Below are 24,682 nucleotides of genomic sequence, written 5' to 3' on the forward strand. Positions count from 1 at the left end.
GACAGGGCAAGGGGCGTTCCAGTGATTTTCAAGCCGAGCATTCGAGGGCATGCGCACCCTGACTGACAGACTCAAGTCACGATCTTTCGATCTTTCCTTTCTGTACAAACTTCCAGTTTGATATCTTCCCGCCGTCCAACACTGTGGATTGTGGCCTTAACGCCATCACCTCACGTGATCAACAAACAAGGAAGACTCAATGATATTCATCGCCCTCTTGGTGTTCTTCGCTGCGTCAGCGGGGATCTGGTTTTGGATCGTTAGAAACCGTGGCAGCTTCAATCTGTGGTTTGCCAACATGGCCGGGGCCTTGGCCAGTTTCATCGTCGGGATCATCGTGCTGATTTTTATCGGCGCCGAACCACAGGCAGCACGAGGACCGGCCTACTTTCTCTATTCGTTCATGGCGATCATCGGCGCTTTCGTCGGGACATGGCTGTTGGTTATCAACCGACTCAAGCGGGAGGAGTCCCAGGTCCGGAATCATTTGATCGCCGGATCGTGCAGCCTGCTGGCGGCATTCATCACGTTAGTGGTGTGGGCAGTGATCTTTCCTGCCAAGTGATTACCCCCCTGCCCCGCCACCTTTCCAAGACACATCCGGTGAGGTTTTAAGCCTTTAGCCATCAGACAACCCCGACCGCTGGCTGCGCTATCATCACGTGCTCTGCGCGCCAAGAGTCCTGAATCTGCATGCCCATGTCTTCGCCACTCCCCGACAGCCATCACGCCCTGCCACCGGTCCTTGTCGGCCCGCTGTTGCGGCGCCTGGAGCCCACACGCCTGGTGTTGTGGCTGGTGGGTTCCCGGGCGCTGGAGCTGACCTTGCGCTTGCAGGGTGTCGACGATATCCGCCTCGATGGCGGGCAATGCACGGTGATCGCGGTCGGCAAGCATGCCTTTGTGCACCTGGTCGATGTGCCGCTGGACACCGCCCTGCCCTGCGACACGTTGATTGAATATGACCTGCTGATCGATGGCGTTGAATCCGGCATCGCCGATTGGGCACCGCACCTGTTGTACGGCGATGCCCGTTGCCCGAACTTCGTGCTGCGTTCCCGGGTTGATCAACTGCTGCATGGCTCTTGCCGAAAACCTCATCACCCGGCCATTGATGGCCTGCTCTGCGTCGACCAGTTGTTGGCGACGGAACACGATGCGTTGCAGAGGCCGGCACTGCTGATGATGACCGGCGATCAGGTCTACGCCGATGATGTCGCCGGGCCGATGCTGCGAGCGATTCACGCCTTGATCGAGCGCCTGGGCCTGTTCGATGAACACCTCGAAGGCGCCGTGGTCAGCGACAGCGCCAGGCTCTACGAACACCCGGCCAGTTACTACCACCGTGAGGATCTGCTACCGGCGCTTGAGAGCAATGAGACCCTGCGCGAGCGTTTTTTCGGTGGCGCACGCAAGCCGATTTTCACCAGCAGCAGCGCCGACAATCACCTGGTGACGTTCGCAGAAGTCATGGCCATGTACCTGCTGGTCTGGTCGCCGATTCCCTGGACCCTGATCGCCCCGCAACCGCCCGCGCTGACACCAGAAAGACGCAAGCGCTATGCCCTTGAACAAACCCGCATCGATGACTTCAAGTCCGGCCTGGGCCGTGCCGCGCGGGCCATGGCGCACCTGCCGTGCCTGATGATTTTCGACGACCACGACATTACCGACGACTGGAACCTTAGCGCGCAATGGGAGGAAACGGCCTACGGCCATCCGTTCTCCAAGCGCATCATCGGCAACGCCTTGATCGCCTACATGCTGTGCCAGGGCTGGGGCAACAACCCGCAGGCGTTTGGCGATGTGCTGGAAAAAACCCGTCTGCTCGGCACCACCGGAGGCGATCGTTACCTCGACAGTGCGCTGCAGGATGACTTGATCGATGCGCTGTTGCGTTTTCAGCAGTGGCATTACGTGCTGCCCACCACGCCTGCGCTGGTCGTGATAGACACCCGCACCCGTCGTTGGCGCAGCGAGATGAATCTCAAGCAACCCTCGGGCCTGCTGGACTGGGAAGCGCTCAGTGAACTGCAACAGGAATTACTGGATCATCCGTCGGCGATCATCGTGTCACCGGCGCCGATCTTCGGCGTCAAACTGATCGAAACCGTGCAAAAAGCCTTTAGCTGGTGCGGTTTTCCACTGCTGGTGGACGCCGAAAACTGGATGGCTCATCGCGGCGCAGCCCAAGTGATCTTGAACATTTTCCGACACTCGCGCACACCGGGTAACTACGTGGTGCTGTCCGGCGATGTGCATTATTCCTTCGTCTACGAAGTATTGATCCGACACCGCAAGGCGGGGCCGAAAATCTGGCAGATCACCAGCAGCGGCATCAAAAACGAATTTCCGCCCACCCTGCTCGAATGGTTCGACCGCCTCAATCGCTGGCTCTATTCGCCGCGCTCGCCACTGAACTGGCTGACCAAACGTCGGCGCATGCGCATCGTCCCGTATACCCCCGAACACGCAGAAGCTGGCGAACGGCTATGGAACTCGGCAGGCATCGGCCAAGTGTTCTTCAATGAGAAAGGACAACCCCAGGATATTTATCAGCACAACTCAAACGGCTCGCCCAAGACCCGGATGGTTGCGCCTGAACATGACGACTGAAACGGCGAGTCACCATGAACCTCACCCGAACGCTGATCATCGGCAACTCTGGCTCAGGCAAAAGCTGGCTGGCTAAACGATTGGCCAAACACCTCAAGGTGCCATGGATCGATCTCGATCGGATTCACTGGGTGTCGGACGAACACAGCATTGCCCGCCCGGGTGCCGCAGTATTGGGCATGGCGCGGATCGCGGCCAGTGAAGAACGCTGGGTAATCGAGGGTGTTTACGGCTGGATCATCAGCGAACTTGTCCACCGAGCGACGGCGCTAATCTGGTTGTGTGTCGATGACGAATATTGCGTCGCCAATATTCGCCAGCGAGAAGAACACAACGACGAGCGACTGATCTCGTTATTGGAGTGGGCCGCAAACTACCATCGCCGTGAAGACTCGAGCGGGCTCGGCGCGCACCGGCGATTGTTTCAAGGGTTTGGAGGTACAAAAATCAAACTCGAGGATCGCGGTGAAATTACGGCGTTTATAGATCGCTTGTTACGGCCTGAGTAATTACTGCACTGCGGGGAGTCCCCAAGCTGAGGTGATGGCAGGCCGGGATGGCGCGTTGTTCGGATGGGGACTACACCGCTCACTGATCTCACTGATCTCACTACCGAACAGTGAATTCAGTCCACTTTTTGATCGTTCCCACGCTCTGCGTGGGAATGCAACCAGGGACGCTCCGCGTTCCCGAAAGCGTGACGCAGAGCGTCACAAGAGGCATTCCCACGCAGAGCGTGGAAACGATCGGGAACGTATGTCAGGCAATGGTCACGGCCCGACATACGCCTCTGACAATCATCTCCACCTCCCGCTCATCAATCGTCAGCGGCGGCAGCAGGCGAATGGTCTTGCCCCGTGTCACGTTGATCAGCAAACCGTGATCCCGCGCGGCGATCAAGGTCAGGTCGCGGATCGGCTGCTTGAGTTCGATGCCGATCATCAAGCCTTGACCACGGATGGCCAGGACGTTCGGATTGTCTGCCAATTCGCTGCGTAATCTGGCGAGCAGACGTTCGCCCTGAAGACTCGCGTTCTCCAGCAGACCTTGTTCTTCGATGATGTCCAGCACTGTACATCCGACACGACAGGCCAACGGATTACCGCCGAAGGTGCTGCCGTGGCTGCCCGGAGTGAACAAGTCAGCGGCTTTCCCCCGGGCAAGGCAGGCGCCGATGGGGACGCCGTTGCCGAGGCCTTTGGCCAGGGTCATGACGTCCGGGACAATGCCTTCATGCTGGAACGCGAACCATTGACCGGTGCGGCCGATACCGGTCTGGATCTCGTCGAGCATCATCAGCCATGAGTGCCTGTTGCAGAGCTCGCGCACCGCTTTGAGATAACCGCGTGGTGCCAACTGGACGCCGCTTTCGCCCTGGATCGGCTCCATCAGGATGGCCACGATTCTTTGGCCGTGGGCTTGATGCACCTTATCCAAAGCGCCGAGATCACCGAAGGGCACTTTGACAAAATCCCCCGGCAACTCGTTGAAACCCAGGCGCACGGCCGGGCCATCGCTGGCAGATAACGTGCCCAGCGTGCGGCCATGAAAAGCGTTCTCCATGACCACCACCAGGGGTTGCTCGACCCCTTTGTGCCAACCGTGAAGCCGCGCGAGTTTCAGTGCGGTTTCATTGGCTTCGGCGCCGGAGTTGTTGAAGAACGCCCGATCCATACCCGCCAGCGTCGTCAACCTTTGCGCCAGGCGCTGTTGCCAGTCGATGCTGTAGAGGTTCGATGTGTGCAACAGCAAACCGGCCTGCTCGCTGATCGCTGACACAATGCGCGGATGGGAGTGGCCAACGTTGGTCACCGCCACTCCCGCCACTGCGTCCAGGTATTCACGACCGGCCTCATCCCACAGGCGTGTTCCCAGCCCTTTGCTGAAACTCAAGGCCAGCGGTTGGTAAGTGCTCATCAGGCAGGCGGCGGTCATGACATCAAGCTCCATCAATGGTCGGTGTTTTTACAGTATGGTTAGCCACCTGAGCTGGATAAACGCTGTAACACTTCAATCATCTTAAAGCCGGGCTTGATAATGGATCTGTTCCAGGCAATGACGGTTTACGTAAAAGTGGTGGAAGCCGGCAGCATGACCGCCGCCGCGCAGCAGTGCGAAATGTCCACAACCATGGTCGGCAATCACCTTCGCGCATTGGAACAACGCCTGGGGGTGCGCCTGCTCAACCGTACAACACGGCGCCAGCGCCTGACAGAATTCGGCTCCGCTTACTACCAGCGCTGTCTGGAAGTACTCGGGCTGGTGGCTGACTCCGAACGCCTGGCCGAACAGAGCCAGGACGCGCCGAGTGGGACCCTGCGCATTACGGCGCCACTGACGTTCGGCACGGAAAGGCTCGCTCCGGCGCTCAGTGAGTTCTCGCTGCAATGTCCGCAAGTCAAACTGGATGTGGTGCTCACCAACGGGCGCCCCGATCTACTCGAGAACAGCCTAGATGTGGCGTTTCGCTTGGGCGCAATCGAGCCGTCCAACCTGATCGCCCGCCCGCTGATCGACTACACCCTGACCATGTGCGCGTCTCCCGAATACCTGGCGCGCCGCGGGATACCGCAAATGCCCGAAGACCTGCAACATCACGCCTGTTTGTCCTTTGCTTACCCGGTCGGGGACGACTGGCAATCGGTCGAAAAACAATGGCGCCTGAGTGGGCCGGAAGGTGAAGTGATGGTGGCTGTCAGCGGCCCGATGCTGATCAATAGTTCGGCGGGGTTGCATCAGGCGGCTCGAACCGGGATGGGCATCGTGATGCTGCCCGATGCATTGGTAGAACAAGATTTGCTCAACGGAAAACTGGTAGCACTGATGCAGAACTACCGGCTGCCGAGCCGGCCAATGCACCTGGTATACGCCCAGGATCGCTACCGTTTACCGAAACTACGCCACTTCGTCGACTTTGCCATGCAGTTATGGGGCAAACACTAGCGGGGGCAACGTGCCATGCACTAATCTCGATGCCAGGCGAATCAATTGATATCTGTGCGTCAGGGAGAGCGGTGATGGGGGAAGCGTCGAATATCAAGCCGTTGAAGTTCAATGCGTCAGATTTTAGCGAAGACCTGCTGCACACCATTCTGGAATTGGTCAGCGACGGTATTTGGGACTGGAACGCCAACACCGGCTTTGTCTACCGCAATCCCGGTTGGTACAAGATGCTCGGCTACGAGCCTCATTCCCTGGACAACACGGCGTTGACTTGGGAAAACCTCATTCACCCTGACGACTACCCCGCGGTCATGGCCGTGTTTGATGATTACGTGCAACAGCGCGCGCCCACCTACCAGGCCGAATATCGTTGCCGCATGCTGGACGGCAGTTACACCTGGATCGAAGACCGCGGTTATGTGCTGTCCCGCAATGCTGACGGTTCCGTGGCGCGCATGATCGGCGCGCACCGCAGCATCGACGACAAACGTCGCCTGCTTGAAGCATTGGAACGACGCACTCACTCCCTTGAAGCGACAGTTGAAGAGCGCACCCGGGAATTGTCTCGGGTCAATCAGCAGCTTCAGATCCAACTCGAAGAAAACCGCAAACTGGCGGAAACCGACACGCTGACATCCATCGCCAATCGCTACCTGATGGAAAAAGCCCTGCCTCTGGAATGCGAACGAGCCCAGCGCTTTCGCAGACCGCTGTCCCTGATCGCCATGGACATCGACGACTTCAAGATCATCAACGATCACTACGGCCATGCCCTGGGTGATGCGGCATTGGTGCAGGTGGTCGAGGGCGTGAAGCTCTGCGTACGCGAAGGTGATCTGCTGGCGCGGTGGGGAGGTGACGAGTTCATCATCATCCTTCCCGATACCTCGTTGGCTGAAGCCAGACTTCTCGCCGAGAAAATCCGCGACGGATTGTCGAGCCTGCCACCCGTGGGCGAGTTTCAAGTATCCATGAGTTTTGGCGTGGTCCAGCGCTTTGACGAAGAGCAACAGACCGGGTTGCTGGCCAGGGCCGATCAGGCGCTTTATCGGTCGAAGGTGGCGGGCAAGAATGTGATTTCGGGGTGAAACCAACCCCACGTCGATTTTACATTCCAGCCTTCACCAACACCGGTTTCTCCTGGTACCGGTCCGGGTACAGCTGCTTCAACTGCGCCACTTTCGGTAGATCGTTGATCACGATGTACGGATAGCTCGGGTGCTCGGTCAAAAAGTCTTGATGCTCCTCTTCTGCCGGGTAAAAACCGTTGTAGGTTTCCAGCCTGGTCACAATGGGTTTGTTGAACAAATGGGTGGCGTCGAGCTGGGCAATGTAGGCCTGGGCGATGCGTTGCTGTTCGGTGTTTTCAGTGAAAATCGCCGACCGGTATTGAGTGCCGCTGTCGGGACCTTGGCGATTCAGTTCGGTGGGGTTGTGGGCCACCGAAAAATAGATCTGTAGCAGCGTGCCATAACTGACCTGAGCCGGATCGAACGTGACTTCGACGGATTCCGCATGGCCGGTGTCGCCCTCGCTGACCCGTTCATATCGGGCGGTGCTGGCCGCGCCGCCGGCGTAACCGGAGACGGCTTGCTTCACACCTTTGACATGTTGAAACACACCTTGGACGCCCCAAAAACATCCGCCGGCAAACACCACCTTTTCACTGTGGGCCTGGGTTGTTTCATCCAGGGCCGGCGGGGGAATGATGACCGCGTCTTCGGCACCGAACGAGAAGGCCGAGCACTGACTGATGATGCCGGCAGCAGCCATCCCCAACAGGGTGCGGCGCCAGGTGATCAGGGTTTTCATGGGACATGACTCCTAGACAAACGAAATGGCTTCAACCGAACGTAAACGCGTAGGCCGACACGCCGGGATCGAGAAACTCGATGCTGAACGTGCGGTCCGTCACGCCGCCGCTCTGGCGCACCAATTGATACAAGCGTTGTTCTTTCACAGTGCCGCTGCCGTCGGGCGCCACATCGGTGCCGTGGGCATCGCCGGGGGCTTTTCCGTCAATCAGCACTTTGAATCGCACTGGTTTTCCGTCGGCAGCAGGGCCCAGCACCAAGTGCAAATCGCGAGCGTGGAAGCGATAGACGATGCGACTGGCGGGGGCGCTGGAAATCGCCCGTTCGGAACCGACATTCCATTTTCCGTCCAGGCTCCAGTCATTGAGGGCCAATTCAGCGGGTGGGGTGTAGGCGGCGACTTTGTCCGGCACAAGGCTGGTCTCGGGAACGAAATGCTCCGCACGCTGGAAACCGACATAGGTTTCCGGTGATTGCACTTCCTTCATGTCCGGCGCGAGCTGAACCCCAGTCGCATCAGCGTTGATCAGGCCATCCGCGACCTTCACCGCTCCCGCTTCACGCAGCAGCTGCTGGATGACCCTCTCCGATTCGACGTACTCGCCTTCACCAAAGTGGTGATAGCGAATGCGCCCCTGAGCATCTGCAAAATAATGGGCCGGCCAGTACTCGTTGTTGAAGGCACGCCAGATCTTGTAGTCGTTATCGATGGCAACCGGGTAGTTGATGCCGAGGTCTTTCATGGCTTTGGTGACATTGCCAACATCCCGTTCAAAGGCGAATTCAGGTGCGTGAACACCGATCACCACCAAACCCTGATCGCGATATTTCTCGGCCCAGGCTTTCACATACGGCAACGTGCGCAGGCAGTTGATGCAGGAGTAGGTCCAGAAATCCACCAGCACGACTTTGCCCTTCAAGGCCTGCGCCGTGAGAGGTGGGAATTGAGCCACTGCACTGCACCATCCAGTGCAGGAAGGTTGCCTTCAATCGGCAAGGCACCGGAGGCCTTGTCACTCACTTTCACCGTGTCACCGGCGGCCATCATCGCCCCGCTGTTGTTCGGGGATTTGCCGGCCAATCGCCCCACCAATGCCTGTTCGATTCCACCGGTGGACGCGGTCGAAACCCGCGCCAGAATGCCGGTATCCAACCCCAGGGCAATCGCGGCAACCCCCGCCAGCATCGCGGCCCCCAGACCGCGCCGAACCCATTCGCCTGCGCCAATCGAACGTTTCATCGCTGCGAAGACTTTACCGCCCAGCAGCAGCGCCACAGCGAGGGAAGTGGCGGCACCGGCCGCGTAAGCCAGCAGTAGCAATGTGGTTTCGATGCTTGCCCCTTGCAGCGCCGCGCCTGTCAGCAACAGCCCCAGAATAGGTCCGGCGCAAGGCGCCCAGAGCAGGCCCGTGGCAACGCCGATCAGGAAGGAAGCGCCGGGGCGTGGCCGGGCATCGGCGCCGGCGGCCTCCGATAGTCGGCTGCCGGCCGCCACCAGGGGCCGTGTCAGTCGCTCGGCCAGTCGGGGCAGCATCAGCGTCAACCCGAACAGTGCTACGAACAGCAACGCGAGCCAGCGACCGTACTGATTGAGTTGCACCACCCAACCGCCACCCACCGCCGCCAACGTGGCGACCAGCGCGAAGGTCAGCGCCATCCCCGCCAATAGCGGCAAGCCACTTTTCATAAACGGCTGCCCGGTTCGAGCGAAGACAAAGGGCAGCACCGGCAGGATGCAGGGGCTGACGATTGTCAGTACACCACCGAGATAAGCGAGAACCAAAAGCCACATAGCGTCGACCTGCACCAGGTGAATGAAGGGAAATGCCCACGGTTCAAGCCGCCTGCGGCTTGAAGGTCAACGCCAGGCCGTTCATGCAATAACGCAGACCGGTGGGTTTGGGCCCGTCGTCGAAGACATGCCCCAGATGACCGCCGCATCGCCGGCAGTGAACCTCTTCGCGCAGCACACCAAAGGATCGGTCCTGACGAGTGGCCACCGCTTTGTCCAGCGGTGCCCAGAAACTGGGCCAGCCGGTGCGGCTGTCAAACTTGGTGTCGGATGAGAACAGCGGCAAATCACACCCTGCACAGGCGAAAACACCTGCGCGATGTTCATTGTTCAATGGGCTGCTGTAGGCCCGCTCCGTGCCCTCTTCACGCAAAATCTCGTACTGCTCGTCGCTGAGCAGGGCGTGCCATTCGCTGTCGCTGTGGGTCACCTCGAATACCTCCGCCGCGCCGGCATCACTGACCAGTGCAGTGCTGGCGGCAAATTTTGGCAACACACCGATCACCAACGCTGCAGCCCCCAGCCCGCCGCCCGCTACAAGAAACTGTCGCCGTGAAAACATGGCCTTCTCCAAAATTCCAGGTGCCTGATAGGGAACACAGCCTAGGCTTGGGTTGATCGCCAAATCCTCACGAGGAGTTAAACAATTCGTGATAACTCAGGCTGAGGAAAACCCGCACAATGTGCCCATTCGCGACAAAGGATTGAGCTTTATGGAACAGACCAAACGCGTCCTGGTGGTCGAGGACGACCTGCACATCGCCGATCTGATTTGCCTGCATCTTCGTGATGAACAATTCGAAGTGGTGCACTGCGCCGACGGTGATGAAGGCATGCGCCTGTTGCAGCAAGGAAGCTGGGATGCATTGATCCTCGACCTGATGCTGCCGGGTGTCGACGGCCTGGAAATCTGCCGTCGTGCGCGGGCGATGGCCCGCTACACCCCGATCATCATCACCAGTGCGCGCTCCAGCGAAGTACACCGGATCCTGGGCCTGGAACTCGGCGCTGACGATTACCTTGCCAAGCCCTTTTCGATGCTGGAACTGGTCGCCCGGGTCAAGGCGCTGCTGCGTCGGGTAGACGCCATGGCCCGCAACCTGAAAATGGACTCGGGCAGCCTGATGACGGACGGCCTGTCCATCGACCCAATCACCCGCGAGGTTTCGCTCGACGGGCGGCGCCTGGACCTCACACCACGGGAGTTCGACCTGCTCTACTTCTTCGCCCGCCAGCCGGGCAAGGTGTTCTCGCGCATGGACTTGCTCAATGCGGTATGGGGTTACAGCCATGAGGGCTACGAACATACGGTGAACACCCACATCAACCGTCTGCGGGCCAAGATCGAAGCTGACCCGGCGCAACCTGTGCGCATCCTCACGGTGTGGGGGCGCGGTTACAAATTCGCGGTCAAGGAGGAACAGCCATGAGGCTGACCCTGACACAACGCCTGTCCCTGGTGTTCGCGATTCTGTTGCTGGTGTGCTGTGGCACATCGGCGTGGATGCAAGTGCGCGCCAATCAAATGCATGAACTGGAAGTGGTCCAGGGACTGTCGCGCGATCTGGCGCAACACATCGCCCATGACACCGTACTGATGGATGCTGGCGGCCTGATGCCCAATGCCGTTCGAGAATTGTTCAGCAAACTCATGCAGGTCAATCCCAGCGTCGAGGTCTATCTGCTGGACTCCGAGGGCAAGATTGTCGGCAGCGCCGCCCCCGAAGGCCGGATACATCGGGAACGGATCGACCTTGGACCGATCCAGCGCTTGCTCAAGGGCGACGCCCTGCCGATTCTCGGCGATGACCCGCGCAGCGTCGATGGACGCAAAGTCTTCAGCGCCGCGCCATTGCGGGTCAACGGTCAGCCCGCCGGTTATCTCTATGTGGTACTGCTCAGCGAAGAACACGACCGCTTCGCCGAACGCGGCGCCACCAGTGCCGCGCTCAATACCGCCCTGTGGTCCATCGGTCTGGTCGCGTTGTTGTGCCTGATCGCCGGTCTCACGGCATTTGCCCTGATTACCCGACCGTTGCGCCGCTTGACCGAAAGAGTCAGTCAGTTCGACATCGATGGTGTTCCCTCCACACCACCGACCGCGGAACCGCTAGGGAAAGCGGCCAGTCACGATGAAATTGCCGTACTGGACGCAGCCTTCCGGCAAATGCAAACCCGCCTGAGTGAACAGTGGCGCTCACTGACTCGCCAGGATCAGGAGCGTCGCGAACTGGTGGCAAACATTTCCCACGACCTGCGAACACCGTTGGCCTCGCTGCACGGATACCTGGAAACCCTGACGCTCAAAGACGCCACGTTATCCCCCGCCGACCGCCGTCGCTATCTGGGCATCGCCCTGGATCAAAGTCGAAAAGTGGGTGGCCTGGCGCAATCGCTGCTCGAACTGGTCAGACTGGAGCACGGTTTCGTACAACCGGTGCTGGAACGCTTCTCCATGACCGATCTGGTGCAGGACATCTTCCAGAAATTCGAGCTGACCGCCGAAGCGCGCCAGATCGAACTGAAGGCCACTTTCGCCCCTAACGTTTCCGCGGCCTGCGCCGACCTGGGATTGATCGAGCGGGTGCTGACCAACCTGTTCGACAACGCCCTGCGCAATACCCCTCAAGGTGGAGAAGTCGAATTGAGCCTGCGCCCACAAGGGCCGTTTATCGAAGTCACCGTCAGCGACACCGGCCCCGGCATCGCACCACAGTTGCGCGAAGGGCTGTTCCTGCGTCCCTTCAACATTGGCGGTGCACGGCGCGATGGCGGGCTGGGGCTGCGTATCGTGCATCGGATCCTGCAATTGCATGGTCGCGAGATCCAGCTGATCGATCTGCCCGGACGAGGCGCGACCTTTCGCTTCTCCTTGCCGGTGGATCAGCAAACGGCAGAGCAATGGGCGGTTCGCTCGATGAATCTCAATTCAACCGGGACCTAGTCGGTGGCACACATTCAGGTAACGGCTCGCAAAAATGACGACCAGTTGCCTGTTCACCCGTGACAACGCTGCCGCGGTCCAATAGATTAGGCGACCTGAAAAGGCCCTGTGCTTTCTCGCCTCAATTCAAGTTAAAAGAAGTAGTGAAATTTCAATGTCCGATTCCAACACCGCTGAATCCGTAATCACCCTGTCGTCCAAAGCGGAATACGAAAACTCCATCAATCTTTCACAGCATGTGCCACAGGCCAAGACCATCAGCGAGATGGTCCTGGACGCTTTTCAGTCCACCCGGGAAAGCGACCAGATCCGCGAGCTGCGCGCCGCGATTCGCCAGGCACATGACAGCTTCGACGACGATAAAGCCTATGAGCTGATGGGCGAACTCAAGCAACTCAAGGACGCGGAAGCGGCCGACATCGCCGCTCTCGAAGATCTGAGCAGCAAATTCCCGATCAGCCGGATTCTCTCCAGCTTCAAGGATGACCCGGCGTTTCAGGAGATCGTCTACGGTCTGGCGCTGAAAGTGCTGAACCAGACTCACCAGGCTATCAGCAACCCGAGCAGTGGCAAAAGCAAAGTGGCTCGCGCCAAGAAAGATCTCGAAGTGTTCACCATCAGCAAGGACGGCATAAACGTCACCCTGCCGCTGCGCACCCCGCGTTCAAGCCTGAACGTTGACCGCAAAGCGCTGGAGTTCCTCGGCTTCACCTTCGTCGGCGAAGGTGAAGACGCAGTGATTGAAAGCGAGACGTTCCTCGATAACACCGGCGTCGAACAAGCGGTCAACCGCAAGAACATCATCACCGCACTGCAGCAGCAAACCGCGTTCGACGGCTACAGCATCGCCGCGCAGTAACTCAGCCGGGCAAACGCCAGCGACCGAAAAGCCCTGCCCTTGAAGCAGGGCTTTTTATTGCACTCAGGATGACGGAGCTGACGAATGCAGCGCCACCATCATGTCCACTTCTACCGGCGCGTTTTTCGGCAGCTGATAAACACCGACGGTCGTACGGGTGTGTTTACCGGCATCGCCCAGTACATGCGTAAAGACATCCGATGCGCCATTGGCCACGTCACTGAGATCGACAAAATCAAAGGTGGATTTCACATAGACCGTTATGCGAAGCAGCGCCTTTATGTGCTCCAGTGAACCGATGGCGGCGTAAATCAGCGCCAGCCCACGTATCGCACTGATACTCGCCGCTTCTTGAGCATCTGCCAGGTTGAGCTCCAGCCCCACCCTGCCAGGGTATTGAATTTTGCCGTTCATTCGCGGCACCAGCCCGCTGATGTACAGTTCATCTTCATGTCGAATCAGCGGCGCGTAATGTCCGCCAGCAGCGTTCTCGTCGTAGATATCAAAACCCAGTTCTTTTGCCAGGGCGACGAAGCGTTCGTCGCGAGTCAATTGCTTAATCATCTACCGAACCTTCTTCATCAAGAGAGCGAAAAGCGCAGTTGATGGTAGGCATCAGACACTTGTCTTGTTCAGGGTAAGTTCGTATAGAATCCAACGAACTTTACTGCCAGGGAGACCAGTAAAATGCAGGTTCAGCGTGCAGTCATCGCCGCCATCGAACTTCAGCCAGGGATGCCGCTGGTGCAGCAGATCGTCGATCAGCTGACGATGGCGATCAACCAGGGAGGCCTGCCCCATGGGGCCAAACTGCCACCCATTCGCGAGCTCTCGGGCTTGATGAACGTGGGCAAGTCGACAATGGTCGATGCCCTTGACCGGTTGCGCGCCAAGGGACTAGTGGTCTCGCGCCAGGGCTCCGGGCATTACGTTCAGCGAGCCATCAATCCGCCGTCCGCGGCTGCCGGTCCGGACTTGCAACCTCAGGACACGCTCAGCCGGGTCCGCCGTGCACTGTTGCTGGAAAACGGTGCGCTGCGTCCCGGCTGCGGATTCCTCCCCGCCTCCTGGTTGCCCGCCGAAGAACTGCTCAAAGCCGTACGCGCGACACTTCGCGCGACGACGCTGCGCATGGGCGAGTACGGTGAAGTGGGCGGTTATCTGCCGTTGCGCGAGGCATTACGGGTCAAGTTGTCGACCGTCGGTATCGAGGCACCGGTGGAACAAATCATCACCACTTCCAACACCGTGCAGGCGATCGACCTGCTGATGCGCCTGTTGATAAAGCCTGGCGATACGGTAGTACTCGACGACCCGTGTTACTTCAACATGCACGCCAATCTGGCGTTGCACGGCGCCAAGGTCATCACCATTGCCCGCGATTGCGATGGCCTGGACCTTGAGGCGTTCGAGCAATTGCTGATTGCCCATCGCCCCGTGCTGTATATGACCAACAGCACGCTGCATAACCCGACCGGCCACTCGTTCACCGCCGCCCAGGTTTATCGCCTGCTGGAACTGAGTCACCGCTATGGTTTTCATATCGTCGAAGATGACTTGTATGGCGACATCCAGCAGAAACGCACACCGCGCCTGGCCGCGGGCGGGCTGGACACGGTCAGTTACGTCTCCGGTTTTCCAAGACCCTGACCGCCAACAGCCGTGTCAGCTACACCGTGTTGTCGCGGCCCTTGGCGGCCCGGATGATTGCTTTGAAAATGGCCTGCGGCGGCGTGACCTCGGAACTCGCGGAGCAGATCACCTGCTCCATGCTCAACAATGGAAGCTTCGCCAAACACACCCGCCGCACCGTCGACCGCCTCTACGAATCCAGCAGCCGTGTGGCGCGCTGGCTGGTGGAGGCCGGGTGCTCGGTATCGTCACTGCCGGGTGAAGGGTTGTTTATCTGGACCCGCTTGCCCGAAGGTTTCCACGCTGAAACCCTGGCCAGCAAAGGCCTCGACATTGACCTGGTGCTGGCGCCCGGCACCTTGCTGAGCAAAGCGGTCGATGCCAGCAGCTTCCTGCGTTTCAATGTCGCGCACAGCGATAACACCCAGGTGCGCGAGCGGTTTTTCCGGTTGCTTGATCGCTGAGTTTTTTCTGCTTGTCCCCCAACAAAAAGCCCCGCACTTCTCTCGAAGGCGGGGCTTTTGTTTACAGCATCCGACGCTTAAGGCGCGTACGTCAGCAGCAACTCGGTCGGCACTTTGAAGTCCAGGGACATCATCACGCTCAACGCGGTAATGGTGAAGATCGAGAACACGAACAGCTTGCGTGCCCAGACCGTGTCATCCACTGCCTTGTAGCCGGTCCAGGCCATGTACAACCAGTACATGCCCATGGCCGCGGCGACGGCGAGGTAGCTCATGCCGGCGTAGCCGCTGAAGGTCAGCATCAAGGTCGCCACGAGGAAGGCCAGGATGTAGATCAGGATGTGCTTCTTGGCCACCTGGATCCCGCGCTTCACTGGCAGCACCGGAATCGATGCGGCCAGGTAATCGTTGAAGCGGAAGATCGCGATGGCGTAGGAATGCGGCATCTGCCACAGGCTGAACATCACCAGCAGGGTCAGTGCGGCCATGTCGAAGCTGTTGGTCACAGCGACGTAGCCAATCACCGGCGGCATGGCGCCCGACAGACTGCCCACCAGCGTGCCGTGAACCGACTTGCGCTTGAGGTACAGGCTGTAGAAGCCGACGTAGATGATGAAACCGATCACCGCGAACAGCGCGGCCAACAGGTTCGCCACCTTGTACAACAATGCGACGCCGGCAACACCCAGGACGGTCGCAAAGGCCAGGGCCAGTTTCAGGGAGATCAAGCCCTGGACCAGCACCCGGTTCTTGGTGCGTTCCATCTTCAGGTCGATGTCGCGGTCGATGCAGTTGTTGAACACGCAACCCGAAGCCACCACCAGGGACGTGCCGATCATGGCGGCCAGGAAAATGGCCAGATCGACATGCCCTTTCGAGGCCAGGAAAAATCCGCCCGCCACAGAAAGCACGTTACCGAAAATGATCCCCGGTTTGGTGATTTGGATAAAGTGCTTAAAGGACATCCGGACTTTCCTCAGTGCGCCATCATGACGGTGTGGATGCTGAACATGATCCACAGCGACAAGCCAACCAACAGAACGATTACCAATGCGGCGAAAACAAACGCGATCACGTTGTTACGCTGGGCAGCGGAGCGGTCCAGGTGGAGGAAGTACACCAGGTGAACAAGCACCTGGATAACTGCGAAGACCAGTACGATCCACAGGGTCATGGCTTTCGGCAGCGACGGGTACATCACCAGGCCGAAAGGAATGATCGTCAGGATCACCGACAGGATGAAGCCGATGGCGTACGACTTGACGCTGCCGTGGCTGTCGTCGTGACTGTCGTGGCCATTGTGTGAGTGAGCTGCGTTAGCCATTACAGGGTCCCCATCAGGTAAACAACGGTGAATACGCAGATCCACACCACGTCCAGGAAGTGCCAGAACAGGCTCAGGCAGCTCAGACGGGTTTTGTTGGTCGACGTCAGGCCTTTTTTCTGGACCTGATACATCATGATCGCCATCCAGATCAGACCGCTGGTCACGTGCAGACCGTGGGTGCCGACCAGGGTGAAGAACCCGGACAGGAAGCCGCTGCGGTTAGGACCGTAGCCTTCGGAGATCAGCATGTGGAACTCGTTGATCTCCATGCCGATGAAGCCCAGGCCGAACAGGAAGGTGATGGCCAACCAGCCCAGTACCGCCTTCTTGTTGCCTTTGAACAACGCCAGCATGGCGAAGCCGTAGGTGATCGAGCTGAGTAACAGGCAGGCGGTTTCGCCCAGCACGTATGGCAGCTCGAAGATGTCGTGGCCCGACGGGCCACCCGCTACGTTGTTAACCAGTACCGCGTACACCGCGAAGATCGACGCAAACAAAATGCAGTCGGTCATCAGGTAGAGCCAGAAACCGAATACGGTCATCTCGCCCGAGTCGTGGTGATGGTCATCGTGCCCATGTCCATCGACATGGGTGTGTCCAGCATTGGTCACTAAGTTCGACATGGTTTAAGCCTGTTCCAACGAGGTTTCAACACGGGTGGCAGTGGCCGGGATTTTCCCGGCGGCTACCAGACGCTTGTGCTGCTCGGCTTCGGTGCGCTCGATCACGTCGACCGGCACCATATAGCCCTGGTCATCACGGGCAGCATGGATAACGAAGTAGATCACGGTACCGGCGAGGCCGAAGATGGCCATCCACCAGATGTGCCAGATCATCGCGAAACCGAACACGGTCAACAGAGCACCCATGACCAGGCCGGTCGCGGTGTTGTTTGGCATGTGGATCGGCTCGTACTTGGCCGGGGCCTTGTACGCAGTACCGTTTTCCTTGGCCTCGGTGAACGGGTCGATGCAGTCGGCTTTCGGCAGAACGGCAAAGTTGTAGAACGGTGGTGGCGACGAAGTCGACCATTCCAGCGTGTGGGCATTCCACGGGTCGCCGTGTTCGCACATGTTTTCCGGCTTGTTACGGTCACGGACACTGACGTACAGCTGGATCAACTGGCAGGCAATACCGACAGCGATCAGGATCGCGCCAAACATTGCAACGTGCAGGTAAGGCGTCCACTCAGGGTTGGTGGTGCTGTTCAGACGACGGGTCATGCCCATGAAGCCCAATACATAGAGCGGCATGAACGCGACGAAGAAGCCCGAGATCCAGAACCAGAACGCTGCCTTGCCCCAACCTTCGTGCAGCTTGAAGCCGAACGCTTTAGGGAAGTAGAAGCCGAAGCCTGCGATGTAGCCGAATACTGCGCCGCCGATGATCACGTTATGGAAGTGAGCAATAACGAACAGGCTGTTGTGCAGAACGAAGTCAGCACCCGGAATGGCCAGCAGTACGCCGGTCATGCCGCCGATGGCGAAGGTCACCATGAAGCCCAGGGTCCACAGCACCTGGCTGGTCATGCGCAGACGGCCCTGGTAGATGGTGAACAGCCAGTTGAATAGCTTCACACCCGTCGGGATGGAAATCAGCATCGTCGCCAGACCGAAGAAGGCGTTGACGCTGGCACCCGAACCCATGGTGAAGAAGTGGTGCAGCCAAACCATAAAGCCCAGGATCGAGATCGCGCCCGAGGCGTAGATCATCGAGTGGTGACCGAACAGCTTCTTGCCGGAGAAGGCCGAGATGACTTCGGAGAAGATCCCGAATGCCGGCAGAATCAGGATGTAAACCTCGGGGTGGCCCCAGGCCCAGAACAGGTTGACGTACATCATCGGATTGCCACCAAGTTCATTGGTGAAAATGTGGAAATCCATGTAACGGTCAAGCGTCAGCAGTGCCAGGGTAGCGGTCAGGATCGGGAAGGAAGCGACGATCAGTACGTTGGCCCAGGTGCAGGTCCAGGTGAAGATCGGCATGTCCATCATTTTCATGCCCGGGGTACGCATTTTCAGCACGGTGGCCAGGAAGTTGACCCCGGTCAGCGTCGTACCCAGTCCGGATAGCTGTAGCGCCCAGATGTAGTAGTCCACACCCACGCCAGGGCTGTAGCCCAGTTCCGACAGCGGTGGATACGCAACCCAACCGGTACGGGCGAATTCGCCGACACCCAGGGACACGTTAACCAGCACAACGCCGGAGACCAGCAGCCAGAAGCTCAGGGAGTTCAGGAACGGGTAGGCAACGTCACGGGCGCCGATCTGCAGCGGCACTGCAAGGTTCATCAGGCCGGTGAAGAATGGCATCGCCATGAAGATGATCATGATCACACCGTGAGCGGTGAAGATCTGGTCATAGTGTTCAGGTGGCAGGTAGCCAGGCGAACCTTCAGTGGCCAGGGCCAGCTGGGAACGCATCATGATGGCGTCGGCAAAACCACGCAGCAGCATGATCATGGCCACGACGATGTACATCACGCCGATTTTCTTGTGGTCGACCGATGTCAGCCACTCAGACCACAGGTAGGTCCACTTCTTGAAATAGGTGATTGCAGCGAACACGCCCAGACCGCCGAGCGCGATCATGGCGATGGTCACCATCACGATCGGCTCGTGGAACGGGACCGCTTCCCAACTTAATTTACCAAACATCGTTTACTCCTCTGCCCCGGCAGCTGAATGCGAACTCATGTCCATCCCTTCCATCTGGGCCACTTCTTTCTCTTTCTTCTCGTGGTCCACTTTCGGACCCGGTTTCATGCCTTCGTACTTGTCGACGATGGTCTGGAACAGGTTCGGCGTGAACGAGGAGTAGAGCTCTACTGGATTGTTCTGGCTTGGTTTGGAAAGGGCTTCGTATTCAGCTTTTTCAAGCTGTTTAGGTGCCTTCTTGACATCACTGACCCAGGCATCGAAATCAGCCTGAGAGGTGGCGATTGCTTTGAACTTCATGCCGGTGAAACCCGCGCCGCTGTAGTTGGCGGAGATACCGTCGAATTCAGCGTTCTGGTTGGCGATCAGGTGCAGTTTGGTCTGCATGCCCGCCATCGCGTAGATCTGGCCGCCCAGGCCCGGAATGAAGAACGAGTTCATCACGGTGTCGGAGGTGATCTGGAAATTGATTGGCGTGTTGGCCGGGAAGACGATCTTGTTGACCGTGGCAATGCCTTGTTCCGGGTAGATGAACAGCCACTTCCAGTCCATCGAGACCACTTGAATGGTGACCGGCTTGACGTCGGATTCCAGTGGTTTGTACGGGTCCAGTGCGTGGGTCGACTTGTAGGTGACATAACCCAGGGCAATGATGATCAGCACTGGAATGGCCCACACCGCGATTTCAATCTTGGTGGAGTGCGACCACTTCGGCGTGTAGACGGCGTCGGTGTTGGAGGCGCGATATTTCCAGGCGAACAGGAAGGTCATGACGATGACCGGTACCACGACAAGAAGCATCAGCAGCGTTGCGGTGATGATCAGGTTTCGCTCATCCAGGCCCACCTGGCCCTTGGGATCGAGCAAGGTCATGTTGCAGCCTGACAGCAACAACGTGCCAATCAGCGGCAATAAGCCTAGTAGTCTGGGGTACCTGTTTTTACTCATCTCACGACCTCTAAAGCAGCTTGCGCAATGCAGTTGGGTTTTGATCGCCAACACTTCACCCTGCCAAGGGTTGGCATTTTTCTTGGATTGAATAAGGGCTGCCCGTCGCGCGTCAGACGCTGCTCGACAAATCCTGGGCCAGCGGTAAGTTCTTATTCGAATTCGTGGTCAAAGGCCTTGTTACAGACCAATTCCATTTGGTGCGGATAGTTGGAAGGCTCCGACACCGGGGAGTCGCATGAAGCCTTCAGGCCTCTCGACGCCCTTCTTTCTGCTCAAGCACCTGATTAAGGGTGAGCAGTGCCGGGAATTCAGTGCGGGCGATTGTAGATATGTAACGATTCATAAACCATGTCTCATCCCGAAATAATTTTTATCCATTCCAGCAACAATCATTAACGTATTTCGTAAAAGTCGGGCATGTTATCGAAATTGATTCTCAACAAAAACACCAAAATTAGTAGGTCTATCTCCCGCAGTTCAGACAGCTTCGAGCCCCCCTACACCCTCTCCCGAGATTGCCAAAGCCCCCACGTGACAAGGGCTCCGGCAATTCGCCAGCACTTGTTAAAACTGCCTGCCTCATCACTTTCCGGGCGAATAGAATCAGCATCCGGGCAGTCCAATTTTGTTGCCAGACCTTATGCCAATTAATCCTTTTGAAATGCCTTGCGACACTGCCGATGTGACAACATGTCGCACACGTGTCGCACCCCTTCTTGTCGCGCATCAAGGTCTTTCTACCAACCGTCAGAAATGCAAAACGCCCCGGCCCTCTTAACGAGGACCGGGGCGTTTTTTTTGGATGACGCAGCGGTGAGGCGAACTGCCTCAGCGCAGCGTTTTGCGGTTACGCGAAGTGAGCAACGGCACCAGCACCACGATCAACACGAACGCCACCAGCGCCCATTGCGCCAGCGACAGGCCGAGGATCGGCGGGTACGGCGTGGAGCAGAAGCCATCGACCTGGAAGCCCAGCGGGAAGATCTTCGCCAGTGGCAAACCATCGACAATCGGTTGCAGCACGTCGATGCCGCAACTGACCGCAGGATAGAACTGGGTGTAGACGTGATGCCCGGCGACCGCGACGCCTGCAATGGCACTGATGACCACCAGCGTCTCGAACACGGTAATGCTGCGACGGGTGCGCATCGCCGCACCGATGAAGGCGAACACCGCGATAAACAACAACGCATAACGCTGGAGGATGCACAGCGGGCATGGCGCCTCGCCCAACACAATTTGCATGTACAGCGCGCCGCCGATCAGCGCCAGGCAGATGATGCCCAGTAACACCAGATAACGCCGTTCGCGTCCCAACCGCATCGATTCCTCGCTCATCGCGTTTCCCTTTTTGATATCAGTTGCCGCCAGTCTACACGCAGGCTCCGTCGTTTGAGAGCCTGGCGCGTGCCGGTGGATTCGGGGGAATAAACGATAAAGCGGTTAAGGAGGGATTAACTTTTAAAGGATTTGCACGGTTCGGAACCGCAGTGCGGCCAATCGCGGGCAAGCCCGCTCCCACAGGAATTGTGCTTGCCCGCAATCTCTCGAACGACACAAAACCTGTGGGAGCGGGCTTACCCGAGATGAAGGCGACTCGGTCTCCCGAGTCGCCCTGACCAGTTACTCCAGCGCCGAGGCCGGGCCAAAGAACTCGTAGCGGCTTTGCTGCTGCGGTACACCCAAGGCCTTGAGGTGACGCTTGATCGCGGCCATGAAGCCTTTAGGCCCAAGGAAGTAAGCATCCAGGTCACGCTGTTCGGGCAACCACTCGCCCAGTTGCTCCTGACTCAACAACCCGACCTTGTGCGCAGCGGCGCTGACGCCGTCATCTTCGGCGTAGCAATAGAAGCGCTTGAGTTGTGGATGACGCTCGGCCAGACCATCGATCCAGTCACGGAAGGCGTGCACGCTGCCGTTGCGCGCGCAGTGGATGAAATGCACCGGGCGCTCGGTGGCCAGCGCGGCTTCGAGCATTGCCAGCGTTGGCGTGATGCCGACGCCGCCACTGATCAGCACCAGCGGTTTGTCACTGGCGGCCAGGGTGAATTCGCCCGACGGCGGAAACAGCTCGATGCTCGCACCGACATGCAACTGATCGTGCAAGTGGATTGACGCGCGTCCACCGGTTTCACGCTTGACGCTGATGCGGTACTGACCGTTGTTCGCCAGTGCCGACAGCGAGTAATTGCGACGGATCTCTTCGCCGTCGAGGATCAGTTTCATGCCGATGTACTGGCCAGGCTCCGCCACAAGAATCGGGCCTTTGTCGGCAGGTTCGAAGTAGAACGAGGTGATTTCAGCGCTTTCCTCGACCTTGGCCGTCACGATGAAATCCCGCGCCCCGCGCCAGCCGCCGGGGGCCTGTTCTTTCTGGTCGTAGATGCTGGTTTCGGCGCCGATCAAAATGTCAGCGAGTTGGCCATACGCGGCACCCCAGGCAGCAATCACTTCAGGGGTGGCGATTTCTTCGCCCAGCACTTCGGCGATGGCGCGCAACAGGCAGGATCCGACAATGGGGTAGTGTTCCGGCAGGATTTGCAGGGCCACGTGTTTGTTGATGATCTTGGCCACCAGGTCACCCAACTGATCGAGCTGGTCGATGTGCCGCGCGTACATCAACACACCGTTGGCCAGCGCGCGCGGTTGATCACCGCTGGCCTGGTGGGCCTGGTTGAACAGAGGGCGGACTTCAGGGTATTCCGAGAGCATCATGCGGTAGAAGTGGGTAATCAGCGCTTCGCCCCCGCTTTCCAGCAGCGGCACGGTGGATTTGACAATGGCACGGTCTTGGACGCTAAGCATTAAGGCGACTCCGGAACTTTGTGTGAGTTTCCTTAGACCTTTCAGTTTCCATGCCAAAACTATAAATCTTATAAATCAACAACTTAAAAACACAGTAGTCATATCGACACACACTGACTTATAGTCATCCCGACTACATGGAGTCACTATGACTGCAAAATCCTTGCTCACCGCCCTGCTGCCCCTGGTCTCCGACCTGTCTCGCGAATTGCCCGAAGGCGAGCGTTATCGTCGCCTGCTCGAAGCCATGCGCGCCCTGCTCCCCTGCGATGCCGCAGCCCTGCTGCGCCTCGATGGCGATTGGCTGGTGCCCTTGGCCGTCGACGGGTTGAGTACCGACACCCTGGGGCGACGCTTCAAAGTCAGCGAACACCCGCGCTTCGAGGCATTGCTCAGCAGCCACGGCCCCACACGTTTTGCCGCCGACAGCGACCTGCCGGACCCTTACGACGGGCTGGTCGAAGGCCTCGATGATCATCTGGAAGTCCACGACTGCATGGGATGCCCGCTGTTTATCGACGAGCGCCCATGGGGTTTGCTGACCCTCGACGCCCTCGATCCAGAACAGTTTGAACCCATCGAACTGGACGCCCTGCAAGCCTTTGCCAGCCTCGCTGCGGCCACGGTCAACGCTGCCGAGCGCATCGAGCGCCTGGCCAATCGCGCCGAAGACGAACACCAGCGCGCCGAGGTTTACCGTCAAGCCAGTGGTCAGCAGGACCGCGAGATGATCGGCCAGAGCAAGGCCCACAAGCGTCTGGTGGAAGAAATCAATCTGGTGGGCGGCAGTGACCTGACCGTGTTGATCACCGGCGAAACCGGCGTCGGCAAGGAACTGGTGGCGCAGGCGATTCACGCCGCCTCTGCACGAGCCGACAAACCCATCATCAGCCTCAACTGCGCGGCCCTGCCGGACACATTGGTCGAGAGCGAATTGTTCGGTCACGTGCGGGGCGCCTTTACTGGCGCAACAAGTGATCGTCGCGGCAAGTTTGAGCTGGCCAATGGCGGCACGCTGTTTCTCGATGAAGTCGGTGAATTGTCACTGACAGTGCAAGCCAAGCTGTTGCGAGTGCTCCAAAGCGGTCAGTTGCAGCGCCTGGGCTCGGACAAGGAACACCAGGTGGATGTGCGGCTGATCGCGGCCACCAACCGCGACCTGGCCGAAGAAGTGCGCAACGGTCGCTACCGTGCCGACTTTTACCACCGTTTGAGCGTTTACCCCCTGCTGGTACCGGCACTGCGCAATCGCGGGCGGGACGTGTTGCTGCTCAGTGGCTACTTTCTTGAGCAAAATCGCTCGCGCATGGGCCTCAACAGCCTGCGTTTGAGCAGCGACGCGCAGACCGCATTGCTGGCGTACAACTGGCCAGGGAACGTGCGTGAGCTGGAGCATTTGATTGGTCGAAGCTCACTCAAAGCGCTGGGCAACTGCAAGGACCGCCCGAAGATTCTCAGTTTGAGTGCTGCGGACCTGGACTTGCCCACTGGCAGTGTCGAGGCTATCACCGAGCAACCGGTGGCCAACCCTGTGGTGCTGGTGTCCGGCGATTTGCGTGAAGCCACCGAGAACTATCAACGGCAATTGATCAGTAGCTGCCTGGAGCGGCACCAAGACAACTGGGCCAGCGCGGCCCGCGAGCTAGGCCTGGACCGGGCGAATCTTGGGCGCATGGCCAAAAGGCTGGGGATGAAATAACTCGGTCCCTGTAGCAGCTGCCGAGCCTGCGAGGCTGCGTTCGAGGACGCAGTCCTCGCCAATCCATCGGCTGCGTTGTATCTGATACATCCGGGATTCAGGGTTTACGGCTGCTTCGCAACCGGACGCAGCCTCGCAGGCTCGGCAGCTGCTACAAAGAATGCATTCACCGATGTGCG

Annotated in this window: 20 protein-coding genes and 2 pseudogenes; 10 read left to right on the top strand and 12 right to left on the bottom strand. The window is 58.6% G+C overall.

Going from position 1 to position 24,682, the window contains the following annotated elements; all coding sequences use genetic code 11:
• Positions 1-199 precede the first annotated feature (199 nt).
• The 3 genes from AB4N76_RS08595 (at position 200) to AB4N76_RS08605 (ending at position 3,125) form a co-directional block, all read left to right on the top strand.
• Positions 200-565: a hypothetical protein gene (locus AB4N76_RS08595; RefSeq protein WP_077431295.1), complete on the top strand. Its 366-nt coding sequence runs from the start codon at positions 200-202 to the stop codon at positions 563-565.
• A gap of 128 nt (positions 566-693) precedes the next feature.
• Positions 694-2,616, top strand: coding sequence for an alkaline phosphatase D family protein (locus AB4N76_RS08600; protein ID WP_460164378.1), 1,923 nt, complete (start codon positions 694-696; stop codon positions 2,614-2,616).
• Between the two features lie 14 nt (positions 2,617-2,630).
• Positions 2,631-3,125: a P-loop NTPase family protein gene (locus tag AB4N76_RS08605; RefSeq protein WP_077431293.1), complete on the top strand. Its 495-nt coding sequence runs from the start codon at positions 2,631-2,633 to the stop codon at positions 3,123-3,125.
• A gap of 250 nt (positions 3,126-3,375) precedes the next feature.
• Here the strand turns inward: AB4N76_RS08605 and AB4N76_RS08610 are convergent, their stop codons facing one another.
• The gene (locus tag AB4N76_RS08610; RefSeq protein ID WP_046026658.1) at positions 3,376-4,551 is read right to left on the bottom strand and encodes an aspartate aminotransferase family protein; all 1,176 of its coding nucleotides are present in this window, start codon (positions 4,549-4,551) and stop codon (positions 3,376-3,378) included.
• 102 nt (positions 4,552-4,653) lie between these two features.
• On the opposite strand from AB4N76_RS08610, the gene AB4N76_RS08615 reads away from it, so the two are divergent.
• Both AB4N76_RS08615 and AB4N76_RS08620 read left to right on the top strand, forming a co-directional pair.
• The gene (locus AB4N76_RS08615) at positions 4,654-5,559 is read left to right on the top strand and encodes a LysR family transcriptional regulator (protein WP_077431292.1); all 906 of its coding nucleotides are present in this window, start codon (positions 4,654-4,656) and stop codon (positions 5,557-5,559) included.
• Positions 5,560-5,633: 74 nt separating this feature from the next.
• On the top strand, positions 5,634-6,647 hold the full coding sequence (locus AB4N76_RS08620) for a sensor domain-containing diguanylate cyclase (RefSeq protein ID WP_046026660.1): 1,014 nt from the start codon (positions 5,634-5,636) through the stop codon (positions 6,645-6,647).
• 19 nt (positions 6,648-6,666) lie between these two features.
• Here AB4N76_RS08620 and msrA read toward each other — a convergent pair whose 3' ends face one another.
• The 3 genes and pseudogenes from msrA to msrB form a co-directional block, all read right to left on the bottom strand.
• Positions 6,667-7,371, bottom strand: coding sequence for a peptide-methionine (S)-S-oxide reductase MsrA (gene msrA, locus AB4N76_RS08625; RefSeq protein WP_077431291.1), 705 nt, complete (start codon positions 7,369-7,371; stop codon positions 6,667-6,669).
• Positions 7,372-7,402: 31 nt separating this feature from the next.
• Positions 7,403-9,165: pseudogene (locus tag AB4N76_RS08630) on the bottom strand (cytochrome c biogenesis protein DipZ).
• Positions 9,166-9,208: 43 nt separating this feature from the next.
• Positions 9,209-9,727: a peptide-methionine (R)-S-oxide reductase MsrB gene (gene msrB / locus AB4N76_RS08635; protein ID WP_109787541.1), complete on the bottom strand. Its 519-nt coding sequence runs from the start codon at positions 9,725-9,727 to the stop codon at positions 9,209-9,211.
• 151 nt (positions 9,728-9,878) lie between these two features.
• Here msrB and AB4N76_RS08640 point away from each other — a divergent pair, with 151 nt between their 5' ends.
• The 3 genes from AB4N76_RS08640 to AB4N76_RS08650 all read left to right on the top strand — a co-directional run bounded on the left by AB4N76_RS08640 (position 9,879) and on the right by AB4N76_RS08650 (position 12,968).
• Positions 9,879-10,595, top strand: coding sequence for a response regulator transcription factor (locus AB4N76_RS08640; RefSeq protein ID WP_046026664.1), 717 nt, complete (start codon positions 9,879-9,881; stop codon positions 10,593-10,595).
• Positions 10,592-12,109, top strand: a complete 1,518-nt coding sequence (locus AB4N76_RS08645) for a sensor histidine kinase (RefSeq protein WP_109787540.1) — start codon at positions 10,592-10,594, stop codon at positions 12,107-12,109. The genes AB4N76_RS08640 and AB4N76_RS08645 overlap by 4 nt, the downstream gene beginning before the upstream one ends.
• Positions 12,110-12,263: 154 nt before the next feature.
• Positions 12,264-12,968, top strand: a complete 705-nt coding sequence (locus tag AB4N76_RS08650; RefSeq protein WP_460164379.1) for a hypothetical protein — start codon at positions 12,264-12,266, stop codon at positions 12,966-12,968.
• Positions 12,969-13,031: 63 nt separating this feature from the next.
• Here the strand turns inward: AB4N76_RS08650 and AB4N76_RS08655 are convergent, their stop codons facing one another.
• Positions 13,032-13,532: a RidA family protein gene (locus AB4N76_RS08655; protein WP_046026667.1), complete on the bottom strand. Its 501-nt coding sequence runs from the start codon at positions 13,530-13,532 to the stop codon at positions 13,032-13,034.
• A 123-nt stretch (positions 13,533-13,655) separates the two neighbouring features.
• Between AB4N76_RS08655 and AB4N76_RS08660 the strand changes: the two are divergent.
• Positions 13,656-15,064: pseudogene (locus AB4N76_RS08660) on the top strand (aminotransferase-like domain-containing protein).
• A gap of 77 nt (positions 15,065-15,141) precedes the next feature.
• Here the strand turns inward: AB4N76_RS08660 and cyoE are convergent.
• From cyoE to hmpA, 7 genes are all read right to left on the bottom strand, one after another.
• Positions 15,142-16,029: a heme o synthase gene (gene cyoE, locus AB4N76_RS08665; protein ID WP_460164380.1), complete on the bottom strand. Its 888-nt coding sequence runs from the start codon at positions 16,027-16,029 to the stop codon at positions 15,142-15,144.
• Between the two features lie 11 nt (positions 16,030-16,040).
• On the bottom strand, positions 16,041-16,388 hold the full coding sequence (cyoD, locus tag AB4N76_RS08670; protein WP_046026671.1) for a cytochrome o ubiquinol oxidase subunit IV: 348 nt from the start codon (positions 16,386-16,388) through the stop codon (positions 16,041-16,043).
• A complete protein-coding gene (locus AB4N76_RS08675; protein ID WP_046026672.1) occupies positions 16,388-17,014 on the bottom strand; it encodes a cytochrome o ubiquinol oxidase subunit III in 627 nt (208 codons plus the stop codon). Before AB4N76_RS08675 ends, cyoD begins: the two co-directional genes overlap by 1 nt.
• Positions 17,015-17,017: 3 nt before the next feature.
• On the bottom strand, positions 17,018-19,048 hold the full coding sequence (cyoB, locus tag AB4N76_RS08680; protein WP_046026674.1) for a cytochrome o ubiquinol oxidase subunit I: 2,031 nt from the start codon (positions 19,046-19,048) through the stop codon (positions 17,018-17,020).
• A 3-nt stretch (positions 19,049-19,051) separates the two neighbouring features.
• Entirely contained in the window at positions 19,052-19,996 is a 945-nt protein-coding gene (cyoA, locus tag AB4N76_RS08685) for a ubiquinol oxidase subunit II (RefSeq protein WP_046026675.1), read from the bottom strand.
• An 831-nt stretch (positions 19,997-20,827) separates the two neighbouring features.
• Positions 20,828-21,337 carry a disulfide bond formation protein B gene (locus tag AB4N76_RS08690; RefSeq protein ID WP_046026676.1) on the bottom strand — a complete coding sequence of 170 codons (510 nt, stop codon included), beginning with the start codon at positions 21,335-21,337 and terminating at the stop codon, positions 20,828-20,830.
• Between the two features lie 285 nt (positions 21,338-21,622).
• The gene (gene hmpA / locus AB4N76_RS08695; RefSeq protein WP_460164381.1) at positions 21,623-22,804 is read right to left on the bottom strand and encodes an NO-inducible flavohemoprotein; all 1,182 of its coding nucleotides are present in this window, start codon (positions 22,802-22,804) and stop codon (positions 21,623-21,625) included.
• A gap of 148 nt (positions 22,805-22,952) precedes the next feature.
• On the opposite strand from hmpA, the gene norR reads away from it, so the two are divergent.
• Complete coding sequence (norR, locus tag AB4N76_RS08700; protein ID WP_460164382.1) at positions 22,953-24,503, top strand: nitric oxide reductase transcriptional regulator NorR; 1,551 nt, start codon at positions 22,953-22,955, stop codon at positions 24,501-24,503.
• Positions 24,504-24,682 lie beyond the last annotated feature (179 nt).

Source organism: Pseudomonas sp. S2_F03, from assembly GCF_054668335.1.

What these genes read in the sequence shown, in the direction of transcription:
- AB4N76_RS08610 (WP_046026658.1), bottom strand. Translation starts at nt 4,551, where the DNA reads ATGACCGCCGCCTGCCTGATGAGCACTTACCAACCGCTGGCCTTGAGT.
- cyoB (WP_046026674.1), bottom strand. Translation starts at nt 19,048, where the DNA reads ATGTTTGGTAAATTAAGTTGGGAAGCGGTCCCGTTCCACGAGCCGATC.
- AB4N76_RS08690 (WP_046026676.1), bottom strand. Translation starts at nt 21,337, where the DNA reads ATGAGCGAGGAATCGATGCGGTTGGGACGCGAACGGCGTTATCTGGTG.
- hmpA (WP_460164381.1), bottom strand. Translation starts at nt 22,804, where the DNA reads ATGCTTAGCGTCCAAGACCGTGCCATTGTCAAATCCACCGTGCCGCTG.
- AB4N76_RS08605 (WP_077431293.1), top strand. Translation starts at nt 2,631, where the DNA reads ATGAACCTCACCCGAACGCTGATCATCGGCAACTCTGGCTCAGGCAAA.
- cyoE (WP_460164380.1), bottom strand. Translation starts at nt 16,029, where the DNA reads ATGTCCTTTAAGCACTTTATCCAAATCACCAAACCGGGGATCATTTTC.
- AB4N76_RS08655 (WP_046026667.1), bottom strand. Translation starts at nt 13,532, where the DNA reads ATGATTAAGCAATTGACTCGCGACGAACGCTTCGTCGCCCTGGCAAAA.
- cyoA (WP_046026675.1), bottom strand. Translation starts at nt 19,996, where the DNA reads ATGAGTAAAAACAGGTACCCCAGACTACTAGGCTTATTGCCGCTGATT.
- AB4N76_RS08600 (WP_460164378.1), top strand. Translation starts at nt 694, where the DNA reads ATGCCCATGTCTTCGCCACTCCCCGACAGCCATCACGCCCTGCCACCG.
- msrB (WP_109787541.1), bottom strand. Translation starts at nt 9,727, where the DNA reads ATGTTTTCACGGCGACAGTTTCTTGTAGCGGGCGGCGGGCTGGGGGCT.
- AB4N76_RS08645 (WP_109787540.1), top strand. Translation starts at nt 10,592, where the DNA reads ATGAGGCTGACCCTGACACAACGCCTGTCCCTGGTGTTCGCGATTCTG.
- AB4N76_RS08620 (WP_046026660.1), top strand. Translation starts at nt 5,634, where the DNA reads ATGGGGGAAGCGTCGAATATCAAGCCGTTGAAGTTCAATGCGTCAGAT.
- msrA (WP_077431291.1), bottom strand. Translation starts at nt 7,371, where the DNA reads ATGAAAACCCTGATCACCTGGCGCCGCACCCTGTTGGGGATGGCTGCT.
- AB4N76_RS08615 (WP_077431292.1), top strand. Translation starts at nt 4,654, where the DNA reads ATGGATCTGTTCCAGGCAATGACGGTTTACGTAAAAGTGGTGGAAGCC.
- AB4N76_RS08650 (WP_460164379.1), top strand. Translation starts at nt 12,264, where the DNA reads ATGTCCGATTCCAACACCGCTGAATCCGTAATCACCCTGTCGTCCAAA.
- AB4N76_RS08595 (WP_077431295.1), top strand. Translation starts at nt 200, where the DNA reads ATGATATTCATCGCCCTCTTGGTGTTCTTCGCTGCGTCAGCGGGGATC.
- norR (WP_460164382.1), top strand. Translation starts at nt 22,953, where the DNA reads ATGACTGCAAAATCCTTGCTCACCGCCCTGCTGCCCCTGGTCTCCGAC.
- cyoD (WP_046026671.1), bottom strand. Translation starts at nt 16,388, where the DNA reads ATGGCTAACGCAGCTCACTCACACAATGGCCACGACAGTCACGACGAC.
- AB4N76_RS08675 (WP_046026672.1), bottom strand. Translation starts at nt 17,014, where the DNA reads ATGTCGAACTTAGTGACCAATGCTGGACACACCCATGTCGATGGACAT.
- AB4N76_RS08640 (WP_046026664.1), top strand. Translation starts at nt 9,879, where the DNA reads ATGGAACAGACCAAACGCGTCCTGGTGGTCGAGGACGACCTGCACATC.